Source organism: Amycolatopsis echigonensis, from assembly GCF_014174495.1.
In the GTDB taxonomy this organism is placed as follows: Bacteria; Actinomycetota; Actinomycetes; order Mycobacteriales; family Pseudonocardiaceae; genus Amycolatopsis; species Amycolatopsis echigonensis.
Genome location: NZ_JACJHR010000009.1, coordinates 114,401 through 141,095, shown reverse-complemented (window position 1 = coordinate 141,095; position 26,695 = coordinate 114,401). Strand labels below are relative to the sequence as shown.

Sequence of the window (26,695 nt, the reverse complement as noted above, 5' to 3'; positions counted from 1 at the left end):
CCTGCACCATGACCAACGTGGAAACGACGGACGCGACCGGCCTCGGCGAGATCGAGGTCGGCGCGGCCCGGATCAACGTCGACGACAAGCGGATGATCAACGCGCGCGCCGACGTCAACCAGCTGCTGCCGATGAAGTACCGGTGGGCCTGGGACAAGTACCTCGCGGCGTGCAACAACCACTGGATGCCGACCGAGGTCGCGATGCAGGCCGACATCGCGCTGTGGAAGTCGCCGGACGGCCTCACCGAGGACGAGCGGCAGATGCTCAAGCGCAACCTCGGCTTCTTCGCCACGGCGGAGTCCTTGGTGGCCAACAACATCGTGCTCGCGGTGTACCGGCAGATCACCAACCCGGAGTGCCGCCAGTACCTGCTGCGCCAGGCCTTCGAGGAGGCCGTGCACACGCACACCTTCCAGTACATCTGCGAAAGCCTCGGCCTCGTCGAGGGCGAGCTGTTCAACATGTACCGCGAGGTTCCGTCCATTTCGGACAAGGACGCGTGGGCGCTGAAGTACACGCAGAACCTCGAGAACCCGGACTTCGAGACCGGCACGCCGGAGGCCGACCAGGCGTTCCTGCGCGACCTCGTGGCGTTCTACGTGATCTTCGAGGGCATGTGGTTCTACACCGGGTTCGCGCAGATCCTGTCGCTGGGCCGGCGGAACAAGATGGTCGGCATCGCCGAGCAGTACCAGTACATCCTGCGCGACGAGTCGATCCACCTGAACTTCGGCATCGACTGCATCAACCAGATCAAGATCGAGAACCCGCACCTGTGGACCGAGCAGTTCCAGGCCGAGGTGCGCGGGATGCTGCAGGAAGCGTGCGAACTGGAAGTCGCCTACGCGCGCGACACCATGCCGCGCGGCATGCTCGGGCTGTCGGCTGACCTGTGCGAGCAGTACATGCACTTCATCACCGACCGGCGCGCGCAGCAGATCGGGCTGGCCCCGATCTACGGCGAGAACGAAAACCCGTTCCCGTGGATGTCGGAGGCGATGGACCTGAAGAAGGAGAAGAACTTCTTCGAGACCCGCGTCATCGAGTACCAGTCCGGCGGCGCGCTCGACTGGGACTGATCCCGAGGCGCCCGCTGACCGCTCGGCCACGCTCTGGTTCGCCAGGGCGTGGCCGAGTCGCGTCTGAGGATCACCCGAACGGCACGCTCGCGGGTATTGTCAATGCGTCAATAAGGGTGGACCGTGGAGGGCGACCGACATCCCGGACCGGGAGGGCCGCCATGGCGGACACGACCGCGAAAACCGGAATCCCGACGGCGGGCGGCGCGCTCGGCAGCCTCGCCCACGCCGGAAGCGACGGCGTCACCCGGCTTTCGGAAAACCTGCGCGGCCGGATGCCGCCGCTGACCGCGATCCCGTTGCCGCGCAAGGTCGACGAACGCTGGCTCGGCGCGCGCTGGCCGGTCCGCGAGCTCGCCGCGCCGCCCGCCGGCAGCGGCCTGAAACCGGTGCTCGGCGACGACGGGCCGCCGCTGATCGGCCACACGCTGGACGGGATGCGGTTCGGCCTCGACTTCAGCCTGCGCCGCTTCGACCAGTTCGGCCCGGTGTCGTGGATGGGCGTGTTCGGCCAGCGGATCGTGACGCTGTCCGGGCCCGAGGCCACCCAGTCCGCGCTCGTGAACAAGGACAAGGCGTTTTCCCAGGAGGGCTGGAAGTTCTTCATCGAGCGGTTCTTCGAGCGCGGGCTCATGCTGCTCGATTTCGGCGAGCACCACCTGCACCGGCGGATCATGCAGGAGGCGTTCACCCGCGACCGGCTCCGCGGCTACGTCGCGCAGATGGGCCCGGCACTGCGCGAAGGCGTCGCCGCGCTGCCGTCCGGCCGCCCCCGGCTGTACTGGGCGTTCAAGCAGCTGACACTGGACGTCGCGACGCAGGTTTTCATGGGCATGCGCTCGGCCTCCGACGCCGAGCGCATCAACCGCGCGTTCGTGGCCGCTGTGCGCGCCGGTACCGCCGTGGTGCGCTATCCGGTGCCTGGCGGGCGCTGGGCCGCGGGTTTGCGCGGCAGGCGGACGCTGGAGCGGTATTTCGGCGAGAACCTGGCGGCGAAGCGCGACGCGGACGGCGACGACCTGTTCTCCGCGCTCTGCCACGCCGTCTCCGAGGACGGGGACCGGTTCAGCGACGCCGACATCGTCAACCACATGATCTTCCTGATGATGGCCGCGCACGACACGACCACCATCACCGCCAGCGCGATGGCCTACTACCTCGCGAAATATCCGGAATGGCAGGACCGCGCCCGCGAGGAGTCGCTGCGGCTCGGCGGCGACCTGCCGGACCTCGAGGCGCTGGAAAGCCTCGAAACGCTGGACCTGGTCATGAAGGAGGCGCTGCGGCTCCGCGCGCCGGTGCCGTCGCTGGCCCGGAAGACCACAAAGGACACTGCCGTCCTCGGCCACTACCTGCCGGAAGGCACGCTGGTCGGGGTTTCGCCGACGCTGAACCACTACTCCCCCGAGCACTGGACCGATCCGCTGCGCTTCGACCCCGAGCGGTTCGGCCCGGACCGCCGCGAGGACAAATCGCACCGGTTCGCGTGGATGCCCTTCGGCGGCGGCGCGCACAAGTGCATCGGGCTGCAGTTCGGCGGCCTGGAGGTGAAAGCGCTCATGCACGAGCTGCTGCGGGCGCACCGCTGGTCGGTGCCCGAGGACTACGTCGCCAAATGGGACTATGTCTCGCTTCCGGTGCCCGCCGACGGACTGCCCGCCCGGTTGGCCTATCGTTGACGGCCGCCGAGCCGGACGGAATGGTCGACAGCTGGAGACAAAACCGCAGCACAAGCCACCTTCGTGTACTCAAGGTGACTTGATGTCACCAGTTGTGTAGCATCCATCACTCGTTCAGCCGGTAGACACCCTGTTTGGTCCGTGATGCCGTGGCATCACTTGCGGCCAACTCGTACCCAGTGTGGGTCTTCGGATCCTCCGCACCGGGCCTGAGCTGGTCTTTGTCCGCGTATGAAGAGGTGGAGTGTGCCGGAGCCTGGTGCCATGCCAGGGTTGGTCGACGTCGCGCGCAAGTACGCGGCGGCGCTGACCGACACCAACGGAGTAACGCTCCCTCCCGCCGAGGTGGAGCGCCTGCTGCTCGACTTCGCCGGCGAGGTCGCCGCCCGCCCCGAGGACGCGGGCGCCACGCGGCGGTTCACCGCGCTCTTTTCGTCCGCGCCGCTCGGCATCGCGCTGACCGACCCGGCCGGGACCGTGGTCGAGGCGAACGCCGCGCTGGCCCGGCTGCTCGGCACGTCCACGACCGCGTTGCGGGACAAGCACATCGCCGATCTCGCCGCCGGTCCGCAGGACGCGGAGCGGCTGCGCGCCGCGCTCGACAGCCTGCCGCTCACCGCCGACGCCCGCCGGACCGTCCAGAGCGTGCAGCTCGGCCACAGCCGCGACGGCGAACTGACCACGAACGTCACGCTCGCGTCGCTGCCCGGCGACCGGCCGGACACCTACTTCCCGGTGTTCATGGCGGCCGATGACGACGACCTGCACCTGCTCGGCGAACGGCTGCGGCACCAGAACCTGCACGATTCGCTGACCGGCCTGCCCAACAGCGCCGCGTTCAACGCCCAGCTCGAAGTCGCGCTCGGCTCGGGCGGATCCGACGAGATCGCCTTGCTGTACCTGGACATCGACGGGTTCAAGGTGATCAACGACGGGCTCGGCGCCGGCATGGGCGACCTGGTGCTGAAGGCGATCTCGCGAAAGCTGGAGGCGGTGTTCGCCGGTCAGCACGAGGGCTACGTCGCGCGGCTGTCCGGCGACGGCTTCGCGGTGCTGCTGCGCGGCCCGGAGCTGACCGCGCAGAAGACGGTCGTGCTGGCCGACCGGGTGCTGGAGGAACTCAGCGAGCCGGTGTACGTCGACGGGCACGGCATCGGCGTCAGCGCGAGCATCGGGATCGTCGTGCGCCCGGCGAACGAAGGCAGCCACGGCGACCTGCTGCGCGCGGCCGAACTGGCGCTGCACCGTGCCAAGGAGGCGGGCAAGGCGCAGTGGATGCTGTTCGACCCGCAGCTCGACGCGCGAGACCGCAACCGCTACCAGCTCGGCGCGGTGATCGCCGGTGCGCTCGAGAACGGCGAGTTCTCGCTGATCTACCAGCCGACGGTCAAACTCGCGAAACCGGACGAGATCGCCGCGGTGAACGCCGGGCTGCTCTGGAGCCACCCCGAACGCGGCGAACTCGGGCCCGAGGAGTTCTACCCGCTCGCGCAGACCACCGGAATGACCGTGCCGCTGGGCAAATGGCTGCTGCAGGAGTCGCTCGGCGCGACCGCGCGCTGGCGCGAGCAGTACGGCCCCGCCGCGCCGGACGTCTGCATCAAGCTGCCGAACCGGCTGGCCATCGACCCGGATCTGGTGCTGCTGGTCAAGAATCAGCTCGACCGGCACCGCCTGCCCGCACGAGCGCTGCGGCTGTGCACCGACCGCGAGTCGCTCTTCGACGGCGAGGGCGAGGTGCTGGACTCGTTCAGCGTGCTCGCCGACCTCGGCGCGCAGCTCGTGCTCACCATCTCCGGATCGTCGGACCTGGAACTGATCCCGCGCTACCAGCTCCCGGTCAAGCACGTGATCCTGAGCGGCCCGGTCGTCGACGCACTGGCCGTCCCCGACCCGGCCGAGACCGACGTGCGGCACCTGTCGCAGCTGGTCACGCGAGCGAAGGAACTGGGGCTGCGCATCGGCGCGGAGGGCGTGCGCGACGCCGGACACGCGGAACGCCTGCGGGAACAGGGCGTACTGGCGGCACGGGGCTCGTTCGTGGCGGAGTCCGCGACGGGCGACGAGGTCGACGAAATGATCGCCCGGCACGCCAGCTGACCCATCCGCTGCCAGCCCGGTACCGAACTACAGGCACGACGACCTTTCCGGAAGGACCCCTCCGCGATGCAGCCCGGCGACCTCGCCCCCGACTTCACCCTTCCCGACGACCAGGGCGTGGAGCGCACCCTGTCGGCCCTCCTCGCCGACGGCCCGGTCGTGCTGTTCTTCTACCCGGCCGCGATGACCACCGGCTGCACCGCGGAGAGCTGCCACTTCCGGGACCTGGCCGCGGAATTCGCCGAAGCGGGCGCGCAACGCGTCGGCATCAGCCCGGACGCCGTCGGCAAACAGCGCGAGTTCTCCGCCAAACACGGTTTCGACTATCCGCTGCTGTCCGATGTGGACGGTACGGTGGCGAAGCAGTTCGGCGTGTGGCGCAAAATCCTGCCCCTGCACACGAAACGGCAGACGTTCGTGATCGGAACTGACCGGCGGGTGCTGGACGTGATCAAGAGCGAGCTGAACTTCACCGCGCATGCTGACCGGGCGCTGAAGGTGCTGCGGGAGCGCGCGGACGCCTGACCGGCACCAGTCGAGAACACCGAGCGGTCTCAAGCCGATTACGCGGGCCGCTCGAGCCGCCACACCACGTTCACCTCGCTGCAGGCCGACGGAAGCCGCCCCTCCGCCGGTTCCTCCCCCGCCTGGGAAAACCCCAGCCGCTCCGGGACCGCCTGGCTGCGCACGTTCCGCGCGTCGTGCTTGATCATCACCTGTGCAGCCCCCAGCCGCCAAGCCAGAGCGACCAGCAGAGCGCTCGCCCGCGTCACATACCCCTTGCCCGTCTGGGATTTAGCGAGCCAGTATCCGATTTCCCACCCGTCCGCGCGGCGCATCAGGCCGCAGCTGCCCGCCAGCTCGCCGTCCGGGGTGTAGATCGCGTAGTTGTATTCCTCGCCGCTCTCCCACTGCGAGGCCGCGCGCGTCAGGAACTCGTCGCCCTTGGCCAGGTCGTACCCGTCGATCGCCCACGGCATCCACGCGGCCAGGTGGTCCAGTGATCCCACGACGGTCTCCACCTGCGCGTCCCGATGCTCCGGGCACCAGCGAGCGAGGGTGACCACACCGTCGGTGAGCGTGTCTTCCATCGGGCCATCCTGACAGCGCGAACGGCGGCGGGCTCGCGATTTTCCGCGAAGCCCGCCGCCGTCTCGCGACCGAGCGTCAATTCACCACGATGTCCTGCGGAACCTCGGTGTCGTTCTTCAGCGCGTCGAACAGCTCCGCCGACTTCTTCTTGTCCCAGTGCTCCGCCGACGCGTCGGTGATCGGCATCGTCGTGGTCGTGACCCCGCCCGACGAGATGCCGCGCATCGCGAACGCCAGGCCGACCAGGTTGTGCACGTGGTCGCCGGTGTCCATGGTCAGCGCCTTCGGCGCGGAGCCCAGCAGCGGGAAGAAGTCGAACGGGTTCAGCAGCGTCCCGGGGCTCGCGATCTGGCTCACCAGCGCGCCGATGAACTTGCGCTGGTTCGCCACCCGGTCGAGATCCGAGCGCGGCGTCGCGTCGGCGTGCCGCATCCGGACGAAACCGAGCGCCGAGCGTCCGTCGAGCTTCTGGCAGCCAGCCTTGATGTCGATGCCGGTCATCGGGTCGTTCATGTCCTTGTCGATGCACATGTCGACCCCGCCGATTGCGTCGACGATGTTCGCGAACCCGCCGAACCCGATCTCCGCGTAGTGGTCGATGTGCAGGCCGGTGGCCCCTTCGACGGTTTGGACCAGCAGCTTCGGCCCGCCGAGCGAGAAGGCGGCGTTGATCTTGCTGGTGCCGTGGCCCGGGATCTTCACCTGCGAGTCGCGCGGCAGGCTCAGCAGCGTCGGCTTCGTCGAGTTGTCCGGCAGGTGCGCGATCATGATCGTGTCGGTGCGCGCCCCGCCCGCCTCGCCCGAATCGCCGGTGGCCAGGCGCTCCTCGTCGGCCGCCGTCATGCCCTGGCGGCTGTCCGACCCGACGATCAGCCAGTTCGTGCCCGAGGCCGCGGCCGGGCGGCCGGAGTAGTCGCCGATCGCGTCCACCCGGTTGATGGTGAACTCCAGGTACGCCCAGATCGCGCCGAGGAACAGCACGAACACGATGAGCAACGTCATCAGGATCTTGCCGATGCTCCAGCGGCGACGACGGCGCGGCCGCGGCTGGCGGCCCCCGTAGTCCGGAGGGTCCTGCCTCGGCGGCGCGGGCGGCGGCGGGGCCGGGGCCTCGCCGCGCGCGCCCATCGGCCGGGTGCGGCCGTCGTACGGGCTGGGTCCTCTCCCTGGCAGCGGCAGCATCTGTGCCCGCTGCTGCTGCCGCGGGCGTGCGGGGGGCTGCGGTGGCCTGGGCGGCATCCGCCGCCTGCCGTCGTCGCCTCCGTACGTCATGGGCCTGTCTCCCCGATCCGGTGGTGCGCGTGGCCGCACAGCCTCCTGCACGGCCCTCCTGCGTTGGACGTGCGGGACCCTACGCGGGTTGTTCCGGAAGCGGGAGACGGGCTCAGCGCGGGTCCGCGAACCCGAACTGGTGGACCTTGAGATACCCCGACCGGAACCCGGCCTCGGAGTAGGCGAGATAGAACTCCCACATCCGCCGGAACACGTCGTCGAACCCGAACCCGCGGATGTCGTCCCAGCGCTGCTGGAAGCGGTCCCGCCACAGCTTGAGCGTGCGGGCGTAGTCCTGGCCGAACTCGCGCATCCCGGCCAGCTTCAGCCGGGTGTTCTCCCGCATCCCGTCCTCGATCGCCTGCACCGACGGGATGATGCCGCCGGGGAAGACGTACTTGTGGATCCACGTGTAGGACTTGGCCGCGGCCAGCATCCGGTCGTGGTCCATGGTGATCGCCTGCAGGCCGAACCGCCCGCCCGGGCGCAAGCGCTTGCCGATCGTGGAGAAGAACGTGGGCCAGTAGGACGCGCCGACCGCCTCGATCATCTCCACGCTGACGACCGAGTCGTACTCGCCGGTGGCCTCGCGGTAGTCGCACAGCCGCACGTCGACGCGGTCGGAGAAGCCCGCCTCCGCGATCCGGGCGTCGGCCAGCACCTTCTGCTCCTGCGAGATCGTCAGCGACGTCACCTTCGCGCCGCGCGAGGCCGCCCGGATGGACAGCTCGCCCCATCCGGTGCCGATTTCCAGCACCTCGCTGCCTTCGCGCACTCCGGCGTAGTCGAGCACGCTGTCGAGCTTGCGGTGCTGCGCCTGGGTGAGCGTGTCCCCCGGGCCGAACAGCGCCGAGGAGTACATCATCGACTCGTCCAGGAACGCGCTGAACAGGTCGTTCGACAGGTCGTAGTGCCGGTGGATGTTCGACCGCGCGCCCTCGATCGTGTTCTCTTCCGACGACGGCTGCATGCGCTCGGCGAACCGGCGGAACCGCTGCAGGAAGGGCGGCACGAGCGTGGCGAGCCGTTCGGCGAAGGGCGTCAGCACGCCGGCCAGGTCTTCCGCTGTCCAGTCGCCGACCAGGTACGCCTCGCCGAAGCCGATCTTCGCGTCGGCGCCGAGCCGGTGGAAGAACGCGGCGGGCCGGTGGATGCGCATTTCCGGCGCGTCCGGGCCGCCCGCGCCGAGCACCGTGCCGTCCGGGAACGTGACCCGTACGTCCAGCGTTTTCACCGCGTGCCGGAACAGCGCCTCGGCCGCGCGCGCCCGCAGCGGCGAATGCGGCGGCGTGGCGAGACCGGGCCATCGGGATTCGTCGGGCACCGGCTGCGAGACCACTGTCGGATCGACTCGTGACGTGGACAAGACACTCCCTCCGAACGGGCTTTCGAGCCCTTCCCCATGATATTCCCGCTTCGTCCCCGCTGCCCTCGCGACCGGGCCGCGCCCTCCGGTTACCCCGGGATGCGCAGCCGGTCGGCGGAAGGGCGGGACCAGGCCTGACGAAGAGTTTCGTCCGTCTCGCCCACTCCGATCCGGTCCAGTGTGAAAGCACACATCAGCCGGGTCCAGACCGCGGGACGGCGGAGCATCGAATGGCCCTCCCCGGCGATCTCGAACCGCGCCACCAGGTCGGTGACCTCGCGGGCGCGCACGGCGAAGGCGTAGGACTCGGCGGGCGAGGTCATCCGGTCGCGGGTGCCGTGCGCGATCAGCACCGCACGGCCCGCGACGGCGTCCACCGGCTCGCCCTGCGGCGTCCACGGGGCGAGGGCGCACACCCCGGTGACCGCCGGGTCGTCGGCGACCCGCAGCGCGACGCGGCCGCCCATCGAATGGCCGACGAGGACCACCGGGAGCCCGGGATGGTCGGCGCGGATCCGGTCGAGGGCCCAGCGGGCGTCCGGCACCGGGCTTTCGGTCCGTCCGTTCCAGCCGTACAGGCGGTTCCGCATCAGCCGGACTTCCAGGCCGTGCCGCCGTCCGGCGCGGTGCAGCGCACGGGCCAGCGGCACCATCCGCTGATACGCCAATCGCCAGGGCCGGACGACCACGGTGCTGCGTTCCGCCCCGCCGTGCAGGACGAGCGCCACCGCGCGGGTCTGCCCGGTGGCCCGCCACACCCGCACGGCCGGATCCTCCTGGCCGCCTTGCCATTTCCCGTTCACCGGCACCCCCGTCGCGATCAACTCCACGGTAATCCACCACGAAGCGTGGCCACCCGATAGATTCGGCCCCCGGACCCGCGAGGAAGGGCAGGTGTGGTGAGCGCCACGGATCTCGTGAAGAGCACTTCGGACCAGCTTGCGGCGGCCGCGGAGGCCAACGCCGCGCAGGTGTCCGCCGCCGCCGGCCTGCTGCTGGGGGTGATCCGGGCCGATGCGCTCGTCTTCACCGCCGGAGCCGGGCATTCCTTGGCAGCGGTCGCCGAGACGTTCTACCGCGCGGGCGGGCTCGCCTGCGTGTATCCGCTGTACCACCCGGAACTGCTGCCGCTGCACGGCGCGCAGCAGAGCACGCGCACCGAGCGCCGTTCCGGGCTCGCCGAGGAGGTGCTGGCCGAACGCGCGCCGGGACCGGACGACGTGCTGGTCGTCTTCTCCACGTCGGGCGTGAATCCGTACCCGGTCGAACTGGCCGCCGGAGCGCGCCGCCGCGGTGCCGCGGTGATCGCCGTGACCTCGCGGGCTTGCGTAGCCGCCGCGCCCCGCCGGTCCGCGACGACGCTGGCCGAGGAGGGCACGGTGGTGCTGGATTCGCTGGTGATTCCCGGTGACGCCAGTTACCCGGCGTCCGCGCCCCGCACCGGACCGCTGTCCACTGTGGTCAACGCGTTTCTGTGGAACCTGATCCTGGCCGAGGTTTACGACCGGGGCACCGCCGAGGGGCTCGACATCCCGTTGTGGCGCAGCTCCAATGTGGAGGGTGGCGACGCGGCGAACGCGGCGCTGCTGGCCAAGTACGAACCCCGGGTGCCCGCGTTGCGCTGATCGCCTCATGGGTGTTGGTCACGGTTCTCACCGTGACCAACACTCACGAGCCCCTACGCCGCAGCGGGTTCCTCCGAGAACTGCGTGTGGTACAGCTCCGCGTACCGGCCTTCCCTCGCCAGCAGTTCCTCGTGCGTGCCGCGTTCCACGATGTCGCCGTTTTCCACCACCAGGATCAGATCCGCCGCCCGCACGGTCGACAGCCGGTGCGCGATCACCAGCGACGTCCGGCCTTCCAGCGCTCCGGTGAGCGCCTCGCCCACCGCGGCCTCGGATTCCGAGTCCAGGTGCGCGGTCGCCTCGTCCAGCACCACGACCTTCGGCTGCGCCAGCAGCAAGCGCGCGATGGTGAGCCGCTGCCGTTCCCCGCCGGAGAGCCGGTAACCGCGTTCGCCGACCGTGGTATCGAGTCCGTCCGGCAGCGAACGCACCAAATCGCCCAGCCGGGCCTTTTCCAAAGCGGACCAGATCTCGTCGTCGGTGACCTCCGGGCGCGCGTAGCTCAGGTTGGCCCGGATCGTGTCGTGGAACAGATGCCCGTCCTGCGTCACCACGCCGACGGTTTCGCGCAGCGAAGCGAAACTCAGCTCCTTGACGTCCACATCGGACAAACGCACCGAACCGGCGTCCACGTCGTACAGCCGCGGCAGCAGCGAAGCGATCGTCGACTTGCCCGCACCGGACGAACCGACCAGCGCGACCATCTGCCCGGCTTCGGCGCGGAAGCTCACGCCGTGCAGCACCTCTTCGCCGCCCCGGCTGTCCAAAGTGGCCACGTCCTCCAGCGAGGCGAGCGAGAACTTGTCCGCCGCCGGGTAGCCGAACCGGACGTCGGAGAACTCGACCGAAACCCCGCCCGCGGGCAGCTTCTTCGGCTCGGCCGGCTCCTTGATCATCGGCTCGAGGTCCAGCACCTCGAAAACGCGCTCGAACGACACCAGCGCGGTCATCACGTCCACGCGCACGTTCGCGAGCGCGGTCAGCGGCGTGTACAGCCGGGTCAGCAGCAGCGCCAGCGCCACCACGGTGCCCGGTTCGAGCTTCCCGGTGAGCGCCAGGTAGCCGCCGAGGCCGTAGACCAGCGCCTGCGCGAGCGCGGACACGAGCGTCAGGCTCGTCATGAACCAGCGCGTCAGCATCGCGGTGCGGACGCCGATGTCGCGCACCCGCCCGGCGCGGAGGCCGAAGTCGGCGACCTCCTGGCGCGGCCGGCCGAAGAGCTTCACCAGCGTCGCGCCCGGAGCGGAGAACCGCTCGGTCATCTGCGTGGTCATCCCGGCGTTGAGCTGCGCGGCCTCGCGCTGCAGTCCGGCCATGCGGCGGCCGAGCCGGCGGGCGGGCAGGACGAAAATCGGCAACAGCACCAGCGCGACGAGCGTGACCTGCCACGAGAGCGACACCATCACCGCGAGCGACAGCACCAGCTGGATCACGTTCGTGACCAAACCGGACAAAGTCGCGGTGAACGTGCGCTGCGCCCCGATCACGTCGTTGTTGAGCCGGCTGACCAGCGCACCCGTGCGGGTGCGCGTGAAGAACGCGATGGGCAGCTTCTGCACGTGCTCGAACACCGCCACGCGCAGGTCGTAGATGATGCCCTCGCCGATCCGGGCCGACTGCCAGCGTTCGGCGAGCCCGAATCCGGCGTCGAGGATCGCGAGCGCCGCGATCACCACCGACAGCCAGATCACCACGTTCAGCTCGTGCCCGCCGACGATCGCGTCGACCACCTTGCCCGCGAGCACCGGCGTCGTCACGGCGAGCACCGCCGAGATCACGGTGAGCACCAGGAAGGCGAGCAGCCGCGCCCAGTGCGGACGGGCGAACCGCGCGACGCGGCGGACCGTTCCCCTGGTCAGCGCTTTCGGCGCGTCGCCCGCCCGCATCGCGGAGCTCAGCAGCGCCCACGTGTTGTCCATCGGAGTGTCCCCCAGTTGGTGAAAACCTCTAGTTTAGTTGAACTTTTTTCCGGAGATGCCCTGCACAACACCGGGACGACCGGCATTCTTCCCGACGGCCGCGAGGAGAACCCCGAGGGACTCCGATTCCCTCGCGGACCGGGGCACAGGCGGCGCGGCCCGGCTCGGTAGCCTGGCGTTTCGGGGTCGGCGAGCCGGGGAGGAAACGCGGGTGCAACTGCTGATGGCCCCTGCGCGCGGCGAAGCTGCCCGTCCCGTGCGCGTCGCCGCCTGGGATCTCGTTTTTTATCTCGGCTGCTTCGCCTTCGCGCTCGGCACCGCGCTCGCTTCGGAGTTCTACGGATACCGGATCTGGGGCAATTTCGCGGTCGCCGGATATGGATTGGCCGCCGCGCACAGCGCCTGGCTCACCATTTCCGCGCGCCGCGGAATGCAAACTAACGGCAAATTCTCCTCGCGCTGGATCGGAATCGGCGCCGTTGTCGTACTCGCGATGTGCGCGCCGTTGCTGATGCTCGTGATCCGGCGGCTGACCGGAACGGACTGGCTGATCACCCCGTTCTCCTGGGCCGCGCAGCCCGAGGTGTGGGTGATCGAACGCAGCGCGGATCTGTTGCTGCGGCACGGAACCCCGTACGTCGACATCGCCGCGCTCGGCCGCGCACCGGAAGTGAACGACTACACGCCGTACGGCCCGGTGATGACCGTTTTCGGGCTTCCGCGCGCGTTGTTCGGCGGCAGCCCGGTCCTCAACGCACTGACCGACGCGCGCTGGATGTTCGCGCTCGCCGCGGTGCTCTGCGCGTACGCGTCCTGGCGGCTGCTGAACCGGCCCCGGATCCCGGTTTTCGCCGCACAGCTCGCGATCGCCTGTCCGCTGACCGCGCTGACCTGGGCGGTGGCCGGTCCGGACCTCGCGATCGTGGGCCTGCTCGTGCTGACGTTCGCGCTCGCCGCGGCGGACCGTCCAGGATGGAGCGGGTTCGTGCTGGCGCTGGTGATCAGCGCGAAACTCATCGTCGCGCCGGCGGCCGCGGTGCTCGCGGTCTTCGTTTACCGACGTGCTCGCGGCAAAAATCCTTGGGCGGCAACGGGTCGCTTCGCGGCGGCGCTGGCCGCGGCGACGATCGCGTTGCATCTGCCGGTGTATCTGGCGAACCCGGCGGCGTTCACCGAGCACGTGATCCGCTTCCCGCTCGGCATGGGCGCGGTCCGCTCCCCCGCGGCGAGCCCGCTGCCCGGGCATCTGATCGCACAGACCGGACCGGCCGGCACCGCGATTTCCCTGGTGCTGGTGGGTGTTGCGGCGGTGGCGATGCTGATCTGGCTGGCACGCCGGCCCCCCGCGACGGGATCCGCTGCGCTGACGCGAACCGCCGTCGGACTCGGCGCGTTGATCCTGCTTACTCCGGCCACCCGGTACGGCTACCTCGTGTACCCGCTGGTACTCCTCGGCGCCGCACTGACCTTCCGGGCCTCCGGACCGACCGCGCGCCCCCCGCGCAACGGCCGCGCTGACGCTACTTCTTCTTGACTCGCGTGGCCCCGCCGCGCCCCCGCAACTGGACCCCGGACTCCGACAGCACCCGGTGGACGAACCCGTAGGACCGTCCGGTGGATTCCGCCAGCGCCCGGATGCTCGAGCCCTTCTCGTATTTCTTCTTCAGGTCAGCGGCCAGCTTGTCGCGCGTGTTGCCGGTGATCCGCGCGCCTTTCTTGAGATCAGCCACGTCGATCGCCTTCCCGCCGAGTGGTGGTTCCGGGCCATTCACGGCCCCTGCCGGGGCAATGATCGAACACTACGCGCCGGATTGCCAGACGACAGCCGTAAAACGATCGAAACCGCGATCACATTGGGCCATTCCAGTGCCGTGCCCGACACGGTCAGCACCCGAACGGACGCACTCGGTCAGGCAAGCTGGACAAGTTCCAGATAATCCGCCGACCAGTGGTCCTCGGTTCCGTCCGGAAGCAGGATCACGCGCTCGGGTTCGAGCGCCTCGACCGCGCCCGGGTCGTGCGTCACCAGCACGACCGCGCCGGCGAAGCTGCGCAGCGCGTCGAGAACCTGCGCGCGACTGGCCGGGTCCAGGTTGTTCGTCGGTTCGTCCAGCAGCAGCACATTGGCTTGGCTGGACACGAGTCCGGCGAGCGCGAGCCGGGTCTTCTCGCCGCCGGACAGCGTTCCGGCGGGCTGGTCGAGCTGTTCGCCGGTGAACAGGAACGAGCCGAGCAGGTTCCGCAGCTCCTGCGCGCCGGTGTCCGGCGCGAGATGGCGGATGTTCTCCCACACCGACGCTTCGTGGTCGAGCGTTTCGTGTTCCTGTGCGTAATAGCCCAAACGCAATCCGTGACCCGGTTGGACGGATCCGGTGTCCGGGGTTTCCATTCCGCCGAGCAGCCGGAGCAAGGTCGTCTTTCCGGCGCCGTTCAACCCGAGCACCACGACCTTCGAGCCGCGGTCGATCGCCAGATCGACGCCGGTGAAGATCTCGAGCGAACCGTACGACTTGGACAATCCGTCGGCGGTGAGCGGCGTGCGCCCGCACGGGGCCGGTTCCGGGAATTTGATCCGGGCGACCTTGTCCGCCTGACGGGTCTCGTCGAGCGAGGACAGCATCTGCTCCGCGCGCCGGGCCATGTTCTTGGCCGCGACGGCCTTGGTCGCCTTCGCGCCGAGCTTCGCGGCCTGCGCCTGCAGCGCGGACGCCTTCTTCTCGGCGTTCGCGCGCTCGCGGCGGCGGCGCTTCTCGTCGGTGGCGCGCGCGTCGAGGTAGCGCTGCCAGCTCATGTTGTAGATGTCGATCTCGCCGCGCGTGGCGTCGAGGAACCACACCTTGTTCACGACGTCCCCGAGCAGTTCGACGTCGTGGCTGATCACCACGAGCCCGCCGTCGTGCTGTTTGAGGAAGCCGCGCAGCCAGGTGATCGAGTCGGCGTCGAGGTGGTTGGTCGGCTCGTCCAGCAGCAGGATCGTCTCGGATTTGCCGCCCGCGCCCGCCTCGGCGGCGGCGAACAGGATGCGCGCCAGCTCGACGCGGCGGCGCTGGCCGCCGGACAGCGTGCTGAGCGTCTGGGCGAGGATGCGGTCGGCGAGGCCGAGGTTCGAGCAGATCCGCGCGGCCTCGCTCTCCGCGGCGTACCCGCCGAGCGAGGAGAACCGCTCCTCGAGCCGCGCGTAGCGGTTGATCGCCTTGTCCCGCTGCTTCTCGTCGACCAGCTCGGACATCGCGGTCTGCGCCTTTTCCATGTCGCGCAGCAGGGTGTCGAGCCCGCGCGCGGACAGCACGCGGTCCTTCGCGGTGACCGACAGGTCGCCCTCGCGCGGGTCCTGCGGCAGGTAGCCGAGTTCGCCGCTGCGCCGGACGTCGCCGGCGTGCGGTTCGCCCTCGCCCGCGAGGACTTTCAGCGAGGTGGTCTTGCCCGCGCCGTTGCGGCCGACGAGGCCGATGCGGTCGCCGGACTGGATGCGGAGGGTGGCGCCGTTGAGCAGGATGCGCGAACCGGCGCGCAGCTCAAGGCCGGTGGCCGTGATCAAGAGAACTCCCGGAGACGGGGGCGGTCAGGTGGACGTGCTGGAGCGCCCCGGCACCGCGTGCGATGCGGGGCGGGCGGTTATTCTCTCTGAATCCGCACCAATGCCCTGTTGACCACGAACCCAGTGTACGGGTCGGCGTCGAACGGTTTTCGCGGCCGTGTCCGGATTCACTCGCTGTCCACTGTCTGTTCTCTCACCACCAGCTCCACCGCCCGGGCCCGCAGCGCCGCTTCGGCCAGTACCTCGCGACGGGGTTCGGGGATGTCCAGCACGCGCGGCTCGGCCCGGTCGAACAGCTTCGCGAGCCGTCGGTCGGCGCGCAGTTCGTCGAGCGCCCGGCGGTCGCCGCCGAGCACCACAGCGTCCACTTCGGACAGTCGGGGCAGCAGGACTTCGCAGGCGTCCTGCGCGGCCGATTGCAGTGCGGCCCGGGTCTGGCCTTCGCGACGGCGCGCGAAGCGATGCTGCGACCAGCCTCCCGCCGCGGTTCGGCCTTGCACGCGATGGCGGTCGGTCCGGGAGAGAACCACGCGGCCGTCGTAAGCGAGTCCGAGCGAGTGTCCGCCTTTCCGGACCAGCAGCAACGCGATCAGCCTCGGCGTTCGCACGTGGGAGAGCAACGATTCGACGGCCAGTCCGGGGTATTCGCCTTGCTGTCGTAAGGGTCCAAACGGGACAGTCGCGGTGGCCGTGGTGCCGTTTCCGGCTTCGATCCGCACCTGTGTCGCAGCGAGAACGGTGGCGCGCACGCCGTCGTTGCGTTCGGCGAAGCGCGCAAACCAGCCCTCGAGCCGTTCGGGCGGGACTTCCACCGCCCGTCCGCCGCCTGCGACCTGCCGTGCCATATCCGAAACGGTACGGGGCCGCCGCGTGGTGCGACGGCCCCGCATCCCTCAGGTGGGCTGAGGCCGCACCGGCGCCGCGGTCACCGTGGCCTTGGCGATTCCCGGCAACGCGGCCGCACTCAGGCCCTGCGTGCGCATCTTCTCCCGCACGAGCAGCTTTCTGTCTATTTTGGACTCGATCGTGGTCGGGCCCGCCGGACGTCATAGGCCGTTCAGCCGAGCCGGTCTCCTCCCCGACGGATCCTCCCTGAATCTCCTGCCGCGCAACGCCGCATGGTCACAGTTCCAGCCACATAATGCGCAATCCGACCCGCCCCTCGGCCGGATGCTGAAACGCCCCCGGCGCGACGCCCAGCGTCACGAACCCCAGACTTTCGTACAACCGGATCGCGTGGACATTGGTCTCGACCACCGCGTTGAACTGAATCGCCGCGAACCCGGATCGCCGCGCCCAAGCGATCAGGTCGACCGCCAAGGCCCGCCCGACGCCCGAGCCGCGCGCGTCGCGGGACACCATCAGACTCCCCGAAGCGACGTGGCTGCCCGGACCGGGCCGGTTGGCGTACATGTTCGCCGTGCCCAGCACCCGGTCGCCCTCGACCGCGACCACCACCCGGGCCGGGACCGGAAGCATCCACCGCTGCTGGGCTTCCGCTTCGCTCATGGCCGGGTCGTAAGCAAACGTCCGCTGCTCGGTCACCACGTCCTGCACGATCGGCCAGATCCGCGGCCAATCGCCGGCACCGGCTTCCCGGATCGCACAAGGCATCTGCCTACGGTGCTGATTGGACGCCCGAGGGCGCAACTTATTTACAGCACAAAGGAATCCGACCAAGGCTGGCTCGACCGGCCGGACAACGCTTCCAGCAGCGTCACCGCCTGCTTGTCCGTCAGCGAAGCCACGAAGTCCACGACGGCCCGCCCCCGGGCCAGCCCGCGCACCGCGTCCGCGCCCTCGACCCGCTCGCCCGTCGCGCCCACCAGCAGCTCCGGCGCGGTCCGGGCGAGGGCCGAATACTCGCCGTGCGCCAGTTCCATCAGGTCGTGCAGCCGGCGCGGCAACCGGGACGCCTCGTCGCGGTCCAGGAGCCAGGCGTCCAGCGCGTCGACCAGCGTCGTCACCAGGCTGGCCTGGCCGCGCTGGTGCAGGGCGAGATCGGGGCGCAGCAACACGAACCGCCGGTGCACGAACTTCAGGACCTGCACCTCGTGCCACTGCGCGGGCCGCAGCGAGACGTGCCCGGACCGGGTCGGGGGCGACGACAGGACGAAAACCCCGTCCACCAGCCGCACCATCCAGTTCGACGAGAACGCGGCCGTCGCCTGTTCGGCTTCGGTCGAGCCGTCGAAGCCGTCCGCGAGCAGGCCGTCGACCAGTTCGCGCTGGACCCGGGCGACCGCCGCGGCGAAGGCGTCGTCGTCCACGATCCAGCTGTCCTTCAGGTGCATCCGGCGACGCATCCGTTCCAGGGAACGGCCTGGCCGGCGGATTTCGGCGTTCAGCCGCGCGTCGTCCAGCGAAGCCAGATCGACGGCGTGCGCCAGCCACTCCCCCAGTTCGGCGGCGACGGGAGCGTGTTGCAGGACGCCGATGCGGTGGAAGTCCTGCAGATCGTGGATCGCGTACGCGATGTCGTCGGCAGTGTCCATCACGGACGCTTCGACCGTTTGCTGCCACGGCTCGATCCGCCCGGCGAACGGGGCCCGTGCCTGCTCGAAGTCGTCCAATTCGGTGACATAGGCGGAAAACTTGCTCGCACCGGTGCCCGGAGCGTCGTCCGGTTCGGCGGCGCCACGCGGCGGCTGCGGCATCGCGGTCGGATGCGGCCGCGGGTAGTGCAGGCGCGCCCACGGGTACTTCAGGACCGCGGCGCGGACCGCGGTCGTCAGGTCCAGGCCGATCGCGGACGGGCCGCGCACGTCCGTCGTGGTGAGAATCCGGAACGTCTGGGCGTTGCCCTCGAAACCATCGGCGAGGCCGAACCGGTGCCGGGCGATGCGGTCCAGGGTCTGCTCGCCGAGGTGCCCGAACGGCGGGTGCCCGAGGTCGTGCGCCAGCGCGGCGGCCTCGCACGCGTCCGGGTCGCAGCCGCCGAGTTTCGCGGCCAGTTCGGCCGACTCGCTCGACCCGGTGATCCGCTCCGCGATCCCGCGCGCGACCTGCGCGACCTTCAGGCTGTGCGTCAGCCGGTTGTGCAGCAGCCCGGCGCCGCCGGCGCTGACCACCTGGGTGACCCCGCCGAGGCGTGCGAAGAACGGCGACGCGGTGATCCGGTCGCGGTCGACGCGGAACGGGCTGGTCGCCAGATCGGTGAACCCGCCGGCTCCGTTCTCCGGGTCCCGGCGCGCTGCCCTCGGATCGGTGTCGTCCATGCGTCCCACCGTATCCGGCCGTCCGGCAGGATTGCGGGATGACCGACGTGCTGGTGGCGGGCGGCGGCCCGGCCGGACGGGCGCTGGCGGCCGCGTGCGCCCGGCGGGGGCTGGAAACTGCCCTGATCGACCCGGATCCGCACCGAAAGTGGGCGAATACTTACGCGCTGTGGGCAGACGAAGTGCCTGAGCTGCCGGGCAAAGCGATCGCCGCGGCTCCGGCGGCGACGCTGGCGTTCGGGACCCGCGAGCACCGCGTCGACCGGGCGTACCGGGTGCTCGACAACGCCGGGCTGCGCGAGTGGCTCACCGAACCGAAGGTCCAGGTCGTCACGGGCAAGGTGACCGGCGCGGAGCACGGCCCGCACGGTTCGACGATCCTGCTCGCCGACGGTCGGCGGCTGGCCGCGGCCGTGTTCGCCGACGCGTCGGGAGCGCCCAAGCTCCGTCCTCCGCGCGCCGAGCAGACCGCGTACGGGCTCGTGCTCCCCGCGGACCAGGCGGAGCGGCTCGCCCCGGCGGACACCGCGGTCTTCATGGACTGGCGCGACGGCACGGACAGCTTCCGCTACCTGCTGCCCCTCGGCGACGGCTCCGTCCTGGTCGAGGAGACCTCCCTGGCCCGCAAGCCCGGGCTCCCGGTGCCCGAGCTCGCCCAGCGGCTGCACGCGCGGCTCACCGCGGCGGGAATCCGTCCGGCAGGCCGGGTCGAACGGGTGCGGATCGTGCTCGACGTCCCGCTGCCGAAGCGCGGCCAGGCGGTGCCGTTCGGGGTCGCGGGCGCGCTCGTGCACCCGGCGACCGGCTACAGCCTCGCGACCGCGCTGCAGCTCGCGCCTCGCGTCGCGGATGCTCTCGCGGACGCGTTCGACGCGGGCCCGCCCGCCGCGGCCGGCGCTGCCCGGAAGGCATTGTGGCCGCCCGAAGCCCGTGCTGTGCATGCCTTGCGCCGCCACGGACTCCGTGCATTGTGCGGAATGTCACCCGCCCAGTCGGCGCAATTCTTCGACCTGTTCTTCAGCCTCCCCGTCCCGGCGCAGCGCGCGTTCACCTCGGGCCGCGCCGACCTGCCCGGCACTGCCGCCACCATGGCAAACCTGTTCCGCTCCGCACCGGGCGGCCTTCGCCGGAGACTGCTCGGCTGAGTACGTGCCGGGAATTTTCCCGCGCCCGATCGAGGGAACGGAAAAGCATTCTGTTACTCCGATCCGGTGGGGCAAAGTGCCGCGTCGGTGAACATCAGCTGACAACGGTTTCGCGGTCCCTTCGACGGTGCGAGTATCGCGTCCGTGACGACGCTGCGTGCGGTCCGATTCGCCTTCCAGCCGATGTACAGCTTGCACACCGGCGGAGTCGTCGCGTACGAAGCACTGGCCCGGCCGGGCCGGGGCACGGCGCACGAACTGCTCGCCGAGGCCCGCCGCGCGGGCCGGCTCGCCGAGGTCGACCTGGGGCTGGCCGCCGCCGCGGTGCGCCAGGAGACCGAGCGCCCCAGCGCGCTCCCGCTGCACCTCAACCTCTCCGCGCGCACGCTCGCGTCGCCGCTGGAGTCCTTCGACGAGCTGATCGCCGAGCTCAGCGCGGCCGGACGGCGCACCCGCGACGTGGTGCTCGAGGTCGGCCCGCCGTTCACGCATCTGCCCACCGGCCGTCTGCTCGACGGCATGCGCGCGCTCACCGAACTGGGCTTCCGGCTCGCGCTCGACGGGCTCGGCCGCGGCGACCTGCCGCTGGCGCTGCTCGCGCAGTCGCCGGTGGACCTGGTGAAACTCGACCGCAGCGTGCTGCGCGGCCTCCCCGGCGACCCGGCGTCGACCGCGGTGGTCGAGGCGCTGCTGCACTACACGACGCGTACGAACATCCGGCTGGTCGCGACTGGGATCGAGACCGATTCGCAGCTGGACGCGGCACAGAGCCTCGGCGTCCGGATCGCGCAGGGCAACCTGCTCGCGCCGCCCGCCGCGCACCGGTCCGCGCCCGCCTCCGGCGCGGTCCTCCCGGAGGACCGGCGCACGCCCGCGCCGCCGCAGGCCCCGCGCGTCGGCGATTTCCTGCGCCCGGCCACGACCTTGCCGGTCGACGCGACCTGCGACGACGTCCGCGAGGTGCTCGCCGCCGCGGACGCGCCGAGCGGCGTGGTCGGCGTCGACGCGGACAACCGTCCACAGTGGTCAGTCGACCGGACGCGGTTCCTCGTGACCATCACCGGCCCGTACGGGCACGCCCTGCACGCGAAGCGGCCCGCCGCGCGGCTCGCGGACAAACCGCACCTGATCGAGGCGGGCGCGAGCGCGCTGGAATTCCTCGAGCTGGTCACCGACGCCGACTGGGGCCGCACCGGCGACGACGTCGTGGTGGTCGACTCGGCCGGGCGCTGCCTCGGCGTGGTGCTGGTGACCGAGGTCGTGCGCGGGGTCGCCGAGGCGAAGGTCGAAGAGGCGGTCACGCTCAGCCCGCTCACCCGGCTGCCGGGCAGCGAGGCGGCGGCGCGCGACGTCGAACGCCGGATCGCGAGCGGCGAGCAGTTCGTGGCGGCGTGGCTGGACGTCGACTCGTTCAAGTCCGTCAACGACAACGCCGGGTTCGCCGCGGGCGACGACCTGATCCGCGCCCTGGGAGAAACCCTCACCGACCTTTCCCGGCGGCTGCCGCGGATGCGCGTGAGCCACGTCGGCGGCGACGATTTCCTGATCGTGTGCGATGTGGACGAAATCGGCACGGTCGCCGCGGCTTTGCTGGACACGCATTGGTCCGCCGAAGGCATGCCGGTCACGGTCTCGCTGGCGACGCTCGTATGCGGCAGCGGCACGATTCCGTCCTATCGGGACGCTTCCCGGCTGCTCGCCCCGCTGAAGAAACGCGCCAAAGCCGTCCCCGGATCCAGCTGGGTCCTCAGCCGCCCCGGCAGCGACCGCGTCGAAGTCCTGCGCGGCATCGGCCGGGAAGTCGCCATCAGCCGGTCGGCGTGACAAAGCCCGACTCGTAAGCCCGGATCACCGCCTGCGTCCGGTCCCGGGCACCGAGCTTCGACAGCACGTTCCCGACGTGCGTTTTCACCGTCTGCAACCCCAGAAACAGCTCCGCGGCGATTTCCCCATTGGACAGTCCGGCCGCCATCAGCCGCAGCACGTCGCGTTCCCGTTCGGTCAGGAAATCCAGCGGCGCCGCCGAAGTCGCGCGCGAACGACGTGCGGCCATGCCCCGGATCGCGGCGGGAAACAGCAGCGAATCCCCCGCCAGCACCGTGCGGATCCCGGCGACGATCTCCTCCGGGCGAGCACGTTTCAGCAGGAATCCGCTCGCCCCGGCGAGCAACGCGTCGTACACGTAGTCGTCGTTTTCGAAGGTGGTCACCACGATCACCTTCGGCGGATTATCCACAGTGGACAGAAGATGCCCAGTCGCGCGGATCCCGTCCACCGCGGGCATCCGCACGTCCATCAGCACGACGTCCGGGCGCAGCTGCTCGACGAGACCCGGCACCTCCGCGCCGTCGGCCGCCTCGCCGACCACGGTCAGGTCCGGTTCGCTGTCCACGATCGCGCGCAGTCCGGCCCGGATCAGCCGTTCGTCGTCCACCAGCAGGACTCGCACGCTCACCGGTTCCCCCACGGCACCGTCACCACGACCTCCCAGTTTTCGCCCACCGGCCCCGCGGCCAGCTTGCCACCCACCAGTTCCGCCCGCTCCGCCATGCCTCGCAGGCCGCGGCCGCCGCGGGCGCGCGACGGCCGGGCCGAGCCGAGCGGGTTCGCGACTGCGGCCCGCAACTGCCCGTCAGCGACCGCCAACGCGATGGTCACCGGCACCTTGCCCGCGTACCGCACCGCGTTGGTGAGGCATTCCTGCAGGATCCGGTACACCTCGCGCGACACCACTGCGGGCACCTTCGCGATGTCGCCTTCCACTTCGAGGCGGCAATCCGTGCCGGACTGCTGCGTGACGGTGATCAGCGCGGGGAGGTTGGCGAGGCCCGCGTGCGGCGTCCGGTCGCGTGCTTCTTCGCGAAGTAGGCCGAGGACGTGGTCAAGATCGTCAAGGGCGGTGCGAGCCGATTCCTCGATCGCGGTGAGCGCTTCCTCGGTGAAGCCGGGGTCGGTGTGCAGCGTCCGCCGCGCGGCCCCGGCTTGCAGCGTGACCACTGACAGCGCGTGGCCGACGGAATCGTGGAGTTCGCGCGCGAGCCGGGTGCGTTCGGCGAGCAGGTCGGTGCGGCGTTCGAGCTGCGCGATGCGTTCGGCGGCGGACCAGCCGAGCAACCGGGCCGCCGCGCGGCGCAGCAATCCGCCGACGCCCCACACGAAGTAGATCAGCACGACGAAGGCCACCACGAACGCCGCGGGCAGCCACGCCGACGCCCAGCCGCGCGGAACCGTCAGGTGGGCATCTGGCGTGTCGACAAGCCGACCGGTAAAGACGGCGTTGATCGCGAACCCGAATCCGGCCGGCAGCGCGAGCGTCGCGAGCCCGGTGAACATGCCGGCCACGACGTGCAGCACGAACATCGCCGCACACCGCACGCGGCCGCGTCCTGGCGCAGGCTGGGCGAGCAATTCCCGCACCGCCGCGGCTTCCAGCACCCGCACCGCGGGAAGGAACGCGGTCGCGGCCAGCACGACGAGCATCACGACGAAACCGACGAGACTCGCCCAGCCCACCGTCGTGGCGAACGGCATCAGCGACGGCATCGCGACCACGGCGAGCAGCAGGTACGGCACGCTGAGCGCGGCGCCCAGGATCAAGTACACCCACCGGCGATAGGTGACCGCGCTGACCAGCGGACGGAAGAAACGCACCCGCCAATCCTGACAGGCGGTTCCGGCGAACGCCTCCCTCCAGAGCGGGACCCTGCCGCGGAGTTTCTGGCGGCCTGCTGGCCGACGCTTACTACACCACCTCGTCGGACAGCGAAATCAGAACGCCGACCACGAGTGGCTCGCCGTTCTGGCGTTGGCCGTTGACGTGGCCGGGAGGCGCACGCTCAACGCCGTACGTGATGCCGGACCGCTGACCGGCACCCTGCTCGAACACGGTGGCGAAGTGTCCGGATTCGACTTGAGCAGCGCCAAGCCCAGGGCTTCGCTCCTTATAGCGGTCGTGAGCGGCGATCCCGGTTCTAACCGGCATAAACACTCACCAGGTCCTCAGTAGACAGTCGTCGTCACCCGGGTGCCCTCGGTCCGGAACCCGTTGGCCCACAACTGCTGCACCTTCGCCGACTCCTGCGCATCCGGCTTGGCGTTGGTGCACGACGTCCCCGGCCCGTGGCCCGACATCAGTTCCGAGCACGGGCCCGAATAGTGGTCTGGCAGCCCGAGGTTGTGGCCGAGTTCGTGCGCGGCGATGCGGGTCGGGTCGTAGCCCTCGGCGACCTGGCTCGTGTCCAGGTAGACGTCGCCCTTGCCGTGCCCGTCGGTTTGCGTGTACGACCCCCCGCTGTGCACCTCGTGGATCACGACCGTCGCCTTGCCCTCGTCCTTCACCAGCCGCACGTCGCTGACCGCGGCGTTCCAGTTCGCCGCGCCCTGGTCGATCTGCGCGACGTAGTCCGGCGCGCCGGCCGAGCTGTAGTAGACGGTGGTCGTCGCGGCGGCGGACGCGGCGGGCGCGGTCGCCACGCCGAAGCCGAGCGGCGCGGCGGTCGCCATGGCCAGTGCGGCGATCCGCCGGAACCCTCGTGCGTGCATCGTGTCCTCCGTAGCTCGTCGAGAAAGCAAGCAACCCTTGTCCGCTCGACGACGTTAGAAGTTCACCACCGCCGGAGACTACGTCCGAAAGTAGGAGGCTCCCCCTCGAGAGGGAGGCCCGTCCCGCCGCGGCTGGATCCGCGCGCGCCGCCGCGCTGGTGTGCTCGTCGGCATGCAAACGCTGCTGCTCGGCCTGCTGGCCTACGTCGTTGTGCTGTGGCCGCTCGTCGCCGCGGCGCGCAAAGTGCTCGGGGTGCGCGTCGGAATCGTCCGGGCACTCGGCGCCGCGCTGGCGGGCTGGCTCGTCGCGGGCACTGTCGTCCGGACGTTCCCGCTGGTCGTGCTGACTACCCCGGGCGTCGCGGTCGGCCTGCTGATCCCGCTGGCGGGCAGCGCGCTCGCGGTGACCCTGCTGGTCCTTTTCGTCGCCGAACTCGCGATTCCGTCCGGCGGGCCGGGCTTGTTCGCCCGGATGCGCTCACTGCGGTCCCGCGCGGCCCGCACCCGCCGTTACTCGCGGATCATGCGCATCGCGATCCGGCACGGCCTCGGCTCGTTCCTCACCGGCCGTCGCACCGCGGATCCCGACGGTTCGGCGAAGCTCGCGCGATCCCTGCGGCTAGCCCTCGAAGAAGCGGGCGTGACATTCGTGAAGTTCGGCCAGCTGCTCTCGACGCGCGCGGATCTCCTGCCGCCGGTGTACATCCGCGAACTCAGCCGGCTGCACGACCAGGTTCCGCCCGCTCCCGAAGACGAGGTGCGCGCTTTGCTGCGCGAGGAAACCGACCTCACCGCCTTCGCGCACATCGACGACGAACCCCTTGCCGCGGCGTCGATCGCGCAGGTTTACGGTGCCCGGCTGCGGTCCGGCGCCGAGGTCGTCGTGAAGGTGCAACGACCCGGAATTCGCGAGCAGGTGGACCGGGACATCGACATCGTCCGCCGCCTCGCCGCCGTGCTGTACGAACGCGCTGGCTGGGCACGTTCGCTCGGCGTGCGGGAGCTGGCGGACGGATTCGCCGAGTCCCTTGAGGACGAACTCGATTTCCGCACCGAAGCCGCGAACATCGAAGCCATTGCCGCGCATCCGGTTCCCGGCGTCACGCTGCCGACTGTCCACAAAGCACTGTCCACGGAGCGCGTTCTGGTGATGCGACGATTGGAGGGCAAGCCGCTCTCGACAAGTTCCGTGCACTCCCGCGAGGACCTCGCCCGGACCTTCCTGCGCGGCCTGCTCGATCAGGTGCTGCTGGGCGGGGTATTCCACGCGGATCCGCATCCGGGCAACGTTTTGCTGCTCGAAGACGGCACCCTGGGACTGCTCGACTTCGGTTCCGTTGGCCGTCTCGACACCGGCCTGCGCGCCGGGCTGCAAGCGCTGCTGCCCGCCATCGACCGCGGCGACCCGGCCGGCGTCCGCGACGGGCTGCTCGAAATCGTCCACCGCCCCGACGATCTCGACGAACAACGTCTGGAACGCGCCCTCGGCACCCTGCTGGCCCGGCATTTCGGACCCGGCCGGACACCAGGTCTCGACTTGTTCACCGGCTTGTTCCGCGTCATCGCCGACTTCCGCCTGGCCGTCCCGCCGCCGATCGCCGCGGTGTTCCGGGCGCTGGCGACCATGGAAGGCACGCTCGCGACGCTCGCCCCCGACTTCGACCTGGTCGCCGAATCCCGCGCCTTCGCCGCCGAACGCATCGGCCTGCGCCCGGAAACCCTGCGTCGCACCGTCACCGACGAATTCACCGCCTTGCTGCCGGTGCTGCGCCGCCTGCCGCGTCGCGTCGACCGGATCGGCGCTGCGCTGGAGGAAGGCAGGCTGTCGGTGAACCTGCGGCTGTTCTCCGACGAACGGGACCGCGACCTGGTGACCGGCCTGGTGCACGAGGTGCTGCTGGCCCTGGTCGGCATCGCGACCGGGCTCATGGCCGTGCTGCTGCTGGCGAGTTCGAGCGGCCCGCAGCTGGTGCCCGGGCTGACGCTGAACCACGTGTTCGGCTACAACCTGCTGATGATCAGCGCGCTGGCGGGACTGCGGCTGCTTTTCGTCGTCTTCCGCCGCTCCGGACGGCAGGCACGGGCAGACCGGCGAATCCGTTGAGCAGCCCAGGAAA

The 26,695-nt window shown here is 70.2% G+C and carries 23 protein-coding genes and 1 pseudogene; 9 read left to right on the top strand and 15 right to left on the bottom strand.

The genetic code is table 11. From position 1 onward, the window contains the following. Positions 1-8 precede the first annotated feature (8 nt). The 4 genes from H5411_RS09090 (at position 9) to H5411_RS09075 (ending at position 5,386) form a co-directional block, all read left to right on the top strand. A complete protein-coding gene (locus H5411_RS09090) occupies positions 9-1,082 on the top strand; it encodes a ribonucleotide-diphosphate reductase subunit beta (protein WP_101438624.1) in 1,074 nt (357 codons plus the stop codon). A gap of 275 nt (positions 1,083-1,357) precedes the next feature. Then, positions 1,358-2,761, top strand: a complete 1,404-nt coding sequence (locus tag H5411_RS09085; RefSeq protein ID WP_183123570.1) for a cytochrome P450 — start codon at positions 1,358-1,360, stop codon at positions 2,759-2,761. A gap of 264 nt (positions 2,762-3,025) precedes the next feature. Then, positions 3,026-4,861, top strand: a complete 1,836-nt coding sequence (locus H5411_RS09080; RefSeq protein ID WP_220816687.1) for a diguanylate cyclase domain-containing protein — start codon at positions 3,026-3,028, stop codon at positions 4,859-4,861. 66 nt (positions 4,862-4,927) lie between these two features. After that, positions 4,928-5,386 (top strand): peroxiredoxin, encoded by a 459-nt coding sequence (locus H5411_RS09075; RefSeq protein WP_183123537.1) that lies wholly within the window; start codon positions 4,928-4,930, stop codon positions 5,384-5,386. 38 nt (positions 5,387-5,424) lie between these two features. On the opposite strand, the gene H5411_RS09070 is transcribed toward H5411_RS09075, so the two are convergent. From H5411_RS09070 to H5411_RS09055, 4 genes are all read right to left on the bottom strand, one after another. After that, on the bottom strand, positions 5,425-5,952 hold the full coding sequence (locus H5411_RS09070; RefSeq protein ID WP_183123536.1) for a GNAT family N-acetyltransferase: 528 nt from the start codon (positions 5,950-5,952) through the stop codon (positions 5,425-5,427). 76 nt (positions 5,953-6,028) lie between these two features. Then, positions 6,029-7,225, bottom strand: coding sequence for an LCP family protein (locus H5411_RS09065; protein ID WP_183123535.1), 1,197 nt, complete (start codon positions 7,223-7,225; stop codon positions 6,029-6,031). Positions 7,226-7,337: 112 nt separating this feature from the next. Next, positions 7,338-8,591 (bottom strand): SAM-dependent methyltransferase, encoded by a 1,254-nt coding sequence (locus H5411_RS09060; protein WP_101438618.1) that lies wholly within the window; start codon positions 8,589-8,591, stop codon positions 7,338-7,340. Between the two features lie 89 nt (positions 8,592-8,680). After that, a complete protein-coding gene (locus H5411_RS09055) occupies positions 8,681-9,421 on the bottom strand; it encodes an alpha/beta hydrolase (RefSeq protein WP_312877971.1) in 741 nt (246 codons plus the stop codon). 66 nt (positions 9,422-9,487) lie between these two features. On the opposite strand from H5411_RS09055, the gene H5411_RS09050 reads away from it, so the two are divergent. Then, entirely contained in the window at positions 9,488-10,216 is a 729-nt protein-coding gene (locus H5411_RS09050) for a sugar isomerase domain-containing protein (RefSeq protein ID WP_183123534.1), read from the top strand. 53 nt (positions 10,217-10,269) lie between these two features. Here H5411_RS09050 and H5411_RS09045 read toward each other — a convergent pair whose 3' ends face one another. Then, on the bottom strand, positions 10,270-12,135 hold the full coding sequence (locus H5411_RS09045; protein ID WP_183123533.1) for an ABC transporter ATP-binding protein: 1,866 nt from the start codon (positions 12,133-12,135) through the stop codon (positions 10,270-10,272). Positions 12,136-12,358: 223 nt separating this feature from the next. Between H5411_RS09045 and H5411_RS09040 the strand changes: the two genes are divergently transcribed. Further along, positions 12,359-13,669, top strand: coding sequence for a glycosyltransferase 87 family protein (locus H5411_RS09040; RefSeq protein ID WP_183123568.1), 1,311 nt, complete (start codon positions 12,359-12,361; stop codon positions 13,667-13,669). Here the strand turns inward: H5411_RS09040 and H5411_RS09035 are convergent. From H5411_RS09035 to H5411_RS09015, 6 genes and pseudogenes are all read right to left on the bottom strand, one after another. Beyond that, a complete protein-coding gene (locus H5411_RS09035; protein WP_003071237.1) occupies positions 13,656-13,865 on the bottom strand; it encodes a helix-turn-helix domain-containing protein in 210 nt (69 codons plus the stop codon). The genes H5411_RS09040 and H5411_RS09035 overlap by 14 nt on opposite strands. 179 nt (positions 13,866-14,044) lie before the next feature. Further along, complete coding sequence (locus H5411_RS49265; protein WP_376772110.1) at positions 14,045-14,971, bottom strand: ABC-F family ATP-binding cassette domain-containing protein; 927 nt, start codon at positions 14,969-14,971, stop codon at positions 14,045-14,047. Between the two features lie 123 nt (positions 14,972-15,094). Next, a pseudogene (locus tag H5411_RS49260) lies at positions 15,095-15,682 on the bottom strand (ATP-binding cassette domain-containing protein); the annotation flags it as partial. Between the two features lie 158 nt (positions 15,683-15,840). Next, the gene (locus H5411_RS09025; RefSeq protein WP_183123531.1) at positions 15,841-16,518 is read right to left on the bottom strand and encodes an acVLRF1 family peptidyl-tRNA hydrolase; all 678 of its coding nucleotides are present in this window, start codon (positions 16,516-16,518) and stop codon (positions 15,841-15,843) included. A gap of 277 nt (positions 16,519-16,795) precedes the next feature. Beyond that, positions 16,796-17,287: a GNAT family N-acetyltransferase gene (locus H5411_RS09020; protein ID WP_183123530.1), complete on the bottom strand. Its 492-nt coding sequence runs from the start codon at positions 17,285-17,287 to the stop codon at positions 16,796-16,798. Positions 17,288-17,328: 41 nt separating this feature from the next. Continuing rightward, positions 17,329-18,891: a deoxyguanosinetriphosphate triphosphohydrolase family protein gene (locus H5411_RS09015; protein ID WP_183123529.1), complete on the bottom strand. Its 1,563-nt coding sequence runs from the start codon at positions 18,889-18,891 to the stop codon at positions 17,329-17,331. Between the two features lie 38 nt (positions 18,892-18,929). Between H5411_RS09015 and H5411_RS09010 the strand changes: the two genes are divergently transcribed. Continuing rightward, on the top strand, positions 18,930-20,036 hold the full coding sequence (locus H5411_RS09010; protein ID WP_183123528.1) for a lycopene cyclase family protein: 1,107 nt from the start codon (positions 18,930-18,932) through the stop codon (positions 20,034-20,036). Between the two features lie 144 nt (positions 20,037-20,180). Then, positions 20,181-21,860 carry a GGDEF domain-containing protein gene (locus H5411_RS09005; protein ID WP_183123527.1) on the top strand — a complete coding sequence of 560 codons (1,680 nt, stop codon included), beginning with the start codon at positions 20,181-20,183 and terminating at the stop codon, positions 21,858-21,860. Here the strand turns inward: H5411_RS09005 and H5411_RS09000 are convergent. The 4 genes from H5411_RS09000 to H5411_RS08985 all read right to left on the bottom strand — a co-directional run bounded on the left by H5411_RS09000 (position 21,844) and on the right by H5411_RS08985 (position 24,578). Next, positions 21,844-22,491, bottom strand: a complete 648-nt coding sequence (locus H5411_RS09000) for a response regulator (protein WP_101441181.1) — start codon at positions 22,489-22,491, stop codon at positions 21,844-21,846. The genes H5411_RS09005 and H5411_RS09000 overlap by 17 nt on opposite strands. Next, the gene (locus H5411_RS08995; protein WP_101438608.1) at positions 22,488-23,687 is read right to left on the bottom strand and encodes a sensor histidine kinase; all 1,200 of its coding nucleotides are present in this window, start codon (positions 23,685-23,687) and stop codon (positions 22,488-22,490) included. The genes H5411_RS09000 and H5411_RS08995 overlap by 4 nt, the downstream gene beginning before the upstream one ends. Before the next feature lie 91 nt (positions 23,688-23,778). Next, entirely contained in the window at positions 23,779-23,922 is a 144-nt protein-coding gene (locus H5411_RS08990) for a hypothetical protein (protein ID WP_158242532.1), read from the bottom strand. 113 nt (positions 23,923-24,035) lie between these two features. After that, the gene (locus H5411_RS08985; RefSeq protein WP_183123526.1) at positions 24,036-24,578 is read right to left on the bottom strand and encodes a snapalysin family zinc-dependent metalloprotease; all 543 of its coding nucleotides are present in this window, start codon (positions 24,576-24,578) and stop codon (positions 24,036-24,038) included. 172 nt (positions 24,579-24,750) lie between these two features. On the opposite strand from H5411_RS08985, the gene H5411_RS08980 reads away from it, so the two are divergent. After that, complete coding sequence (locus H5411_RS08980; protein WP_101441180.1) at positions 24,751-26,682, top strand: ABC1 kinase family protein; 1,932 nt, start codon at positions 24,751-24,753, stop codon at positions 26,680-26,682. Positions 26,683-26,695: the final 13 nt, after the last annotated feature.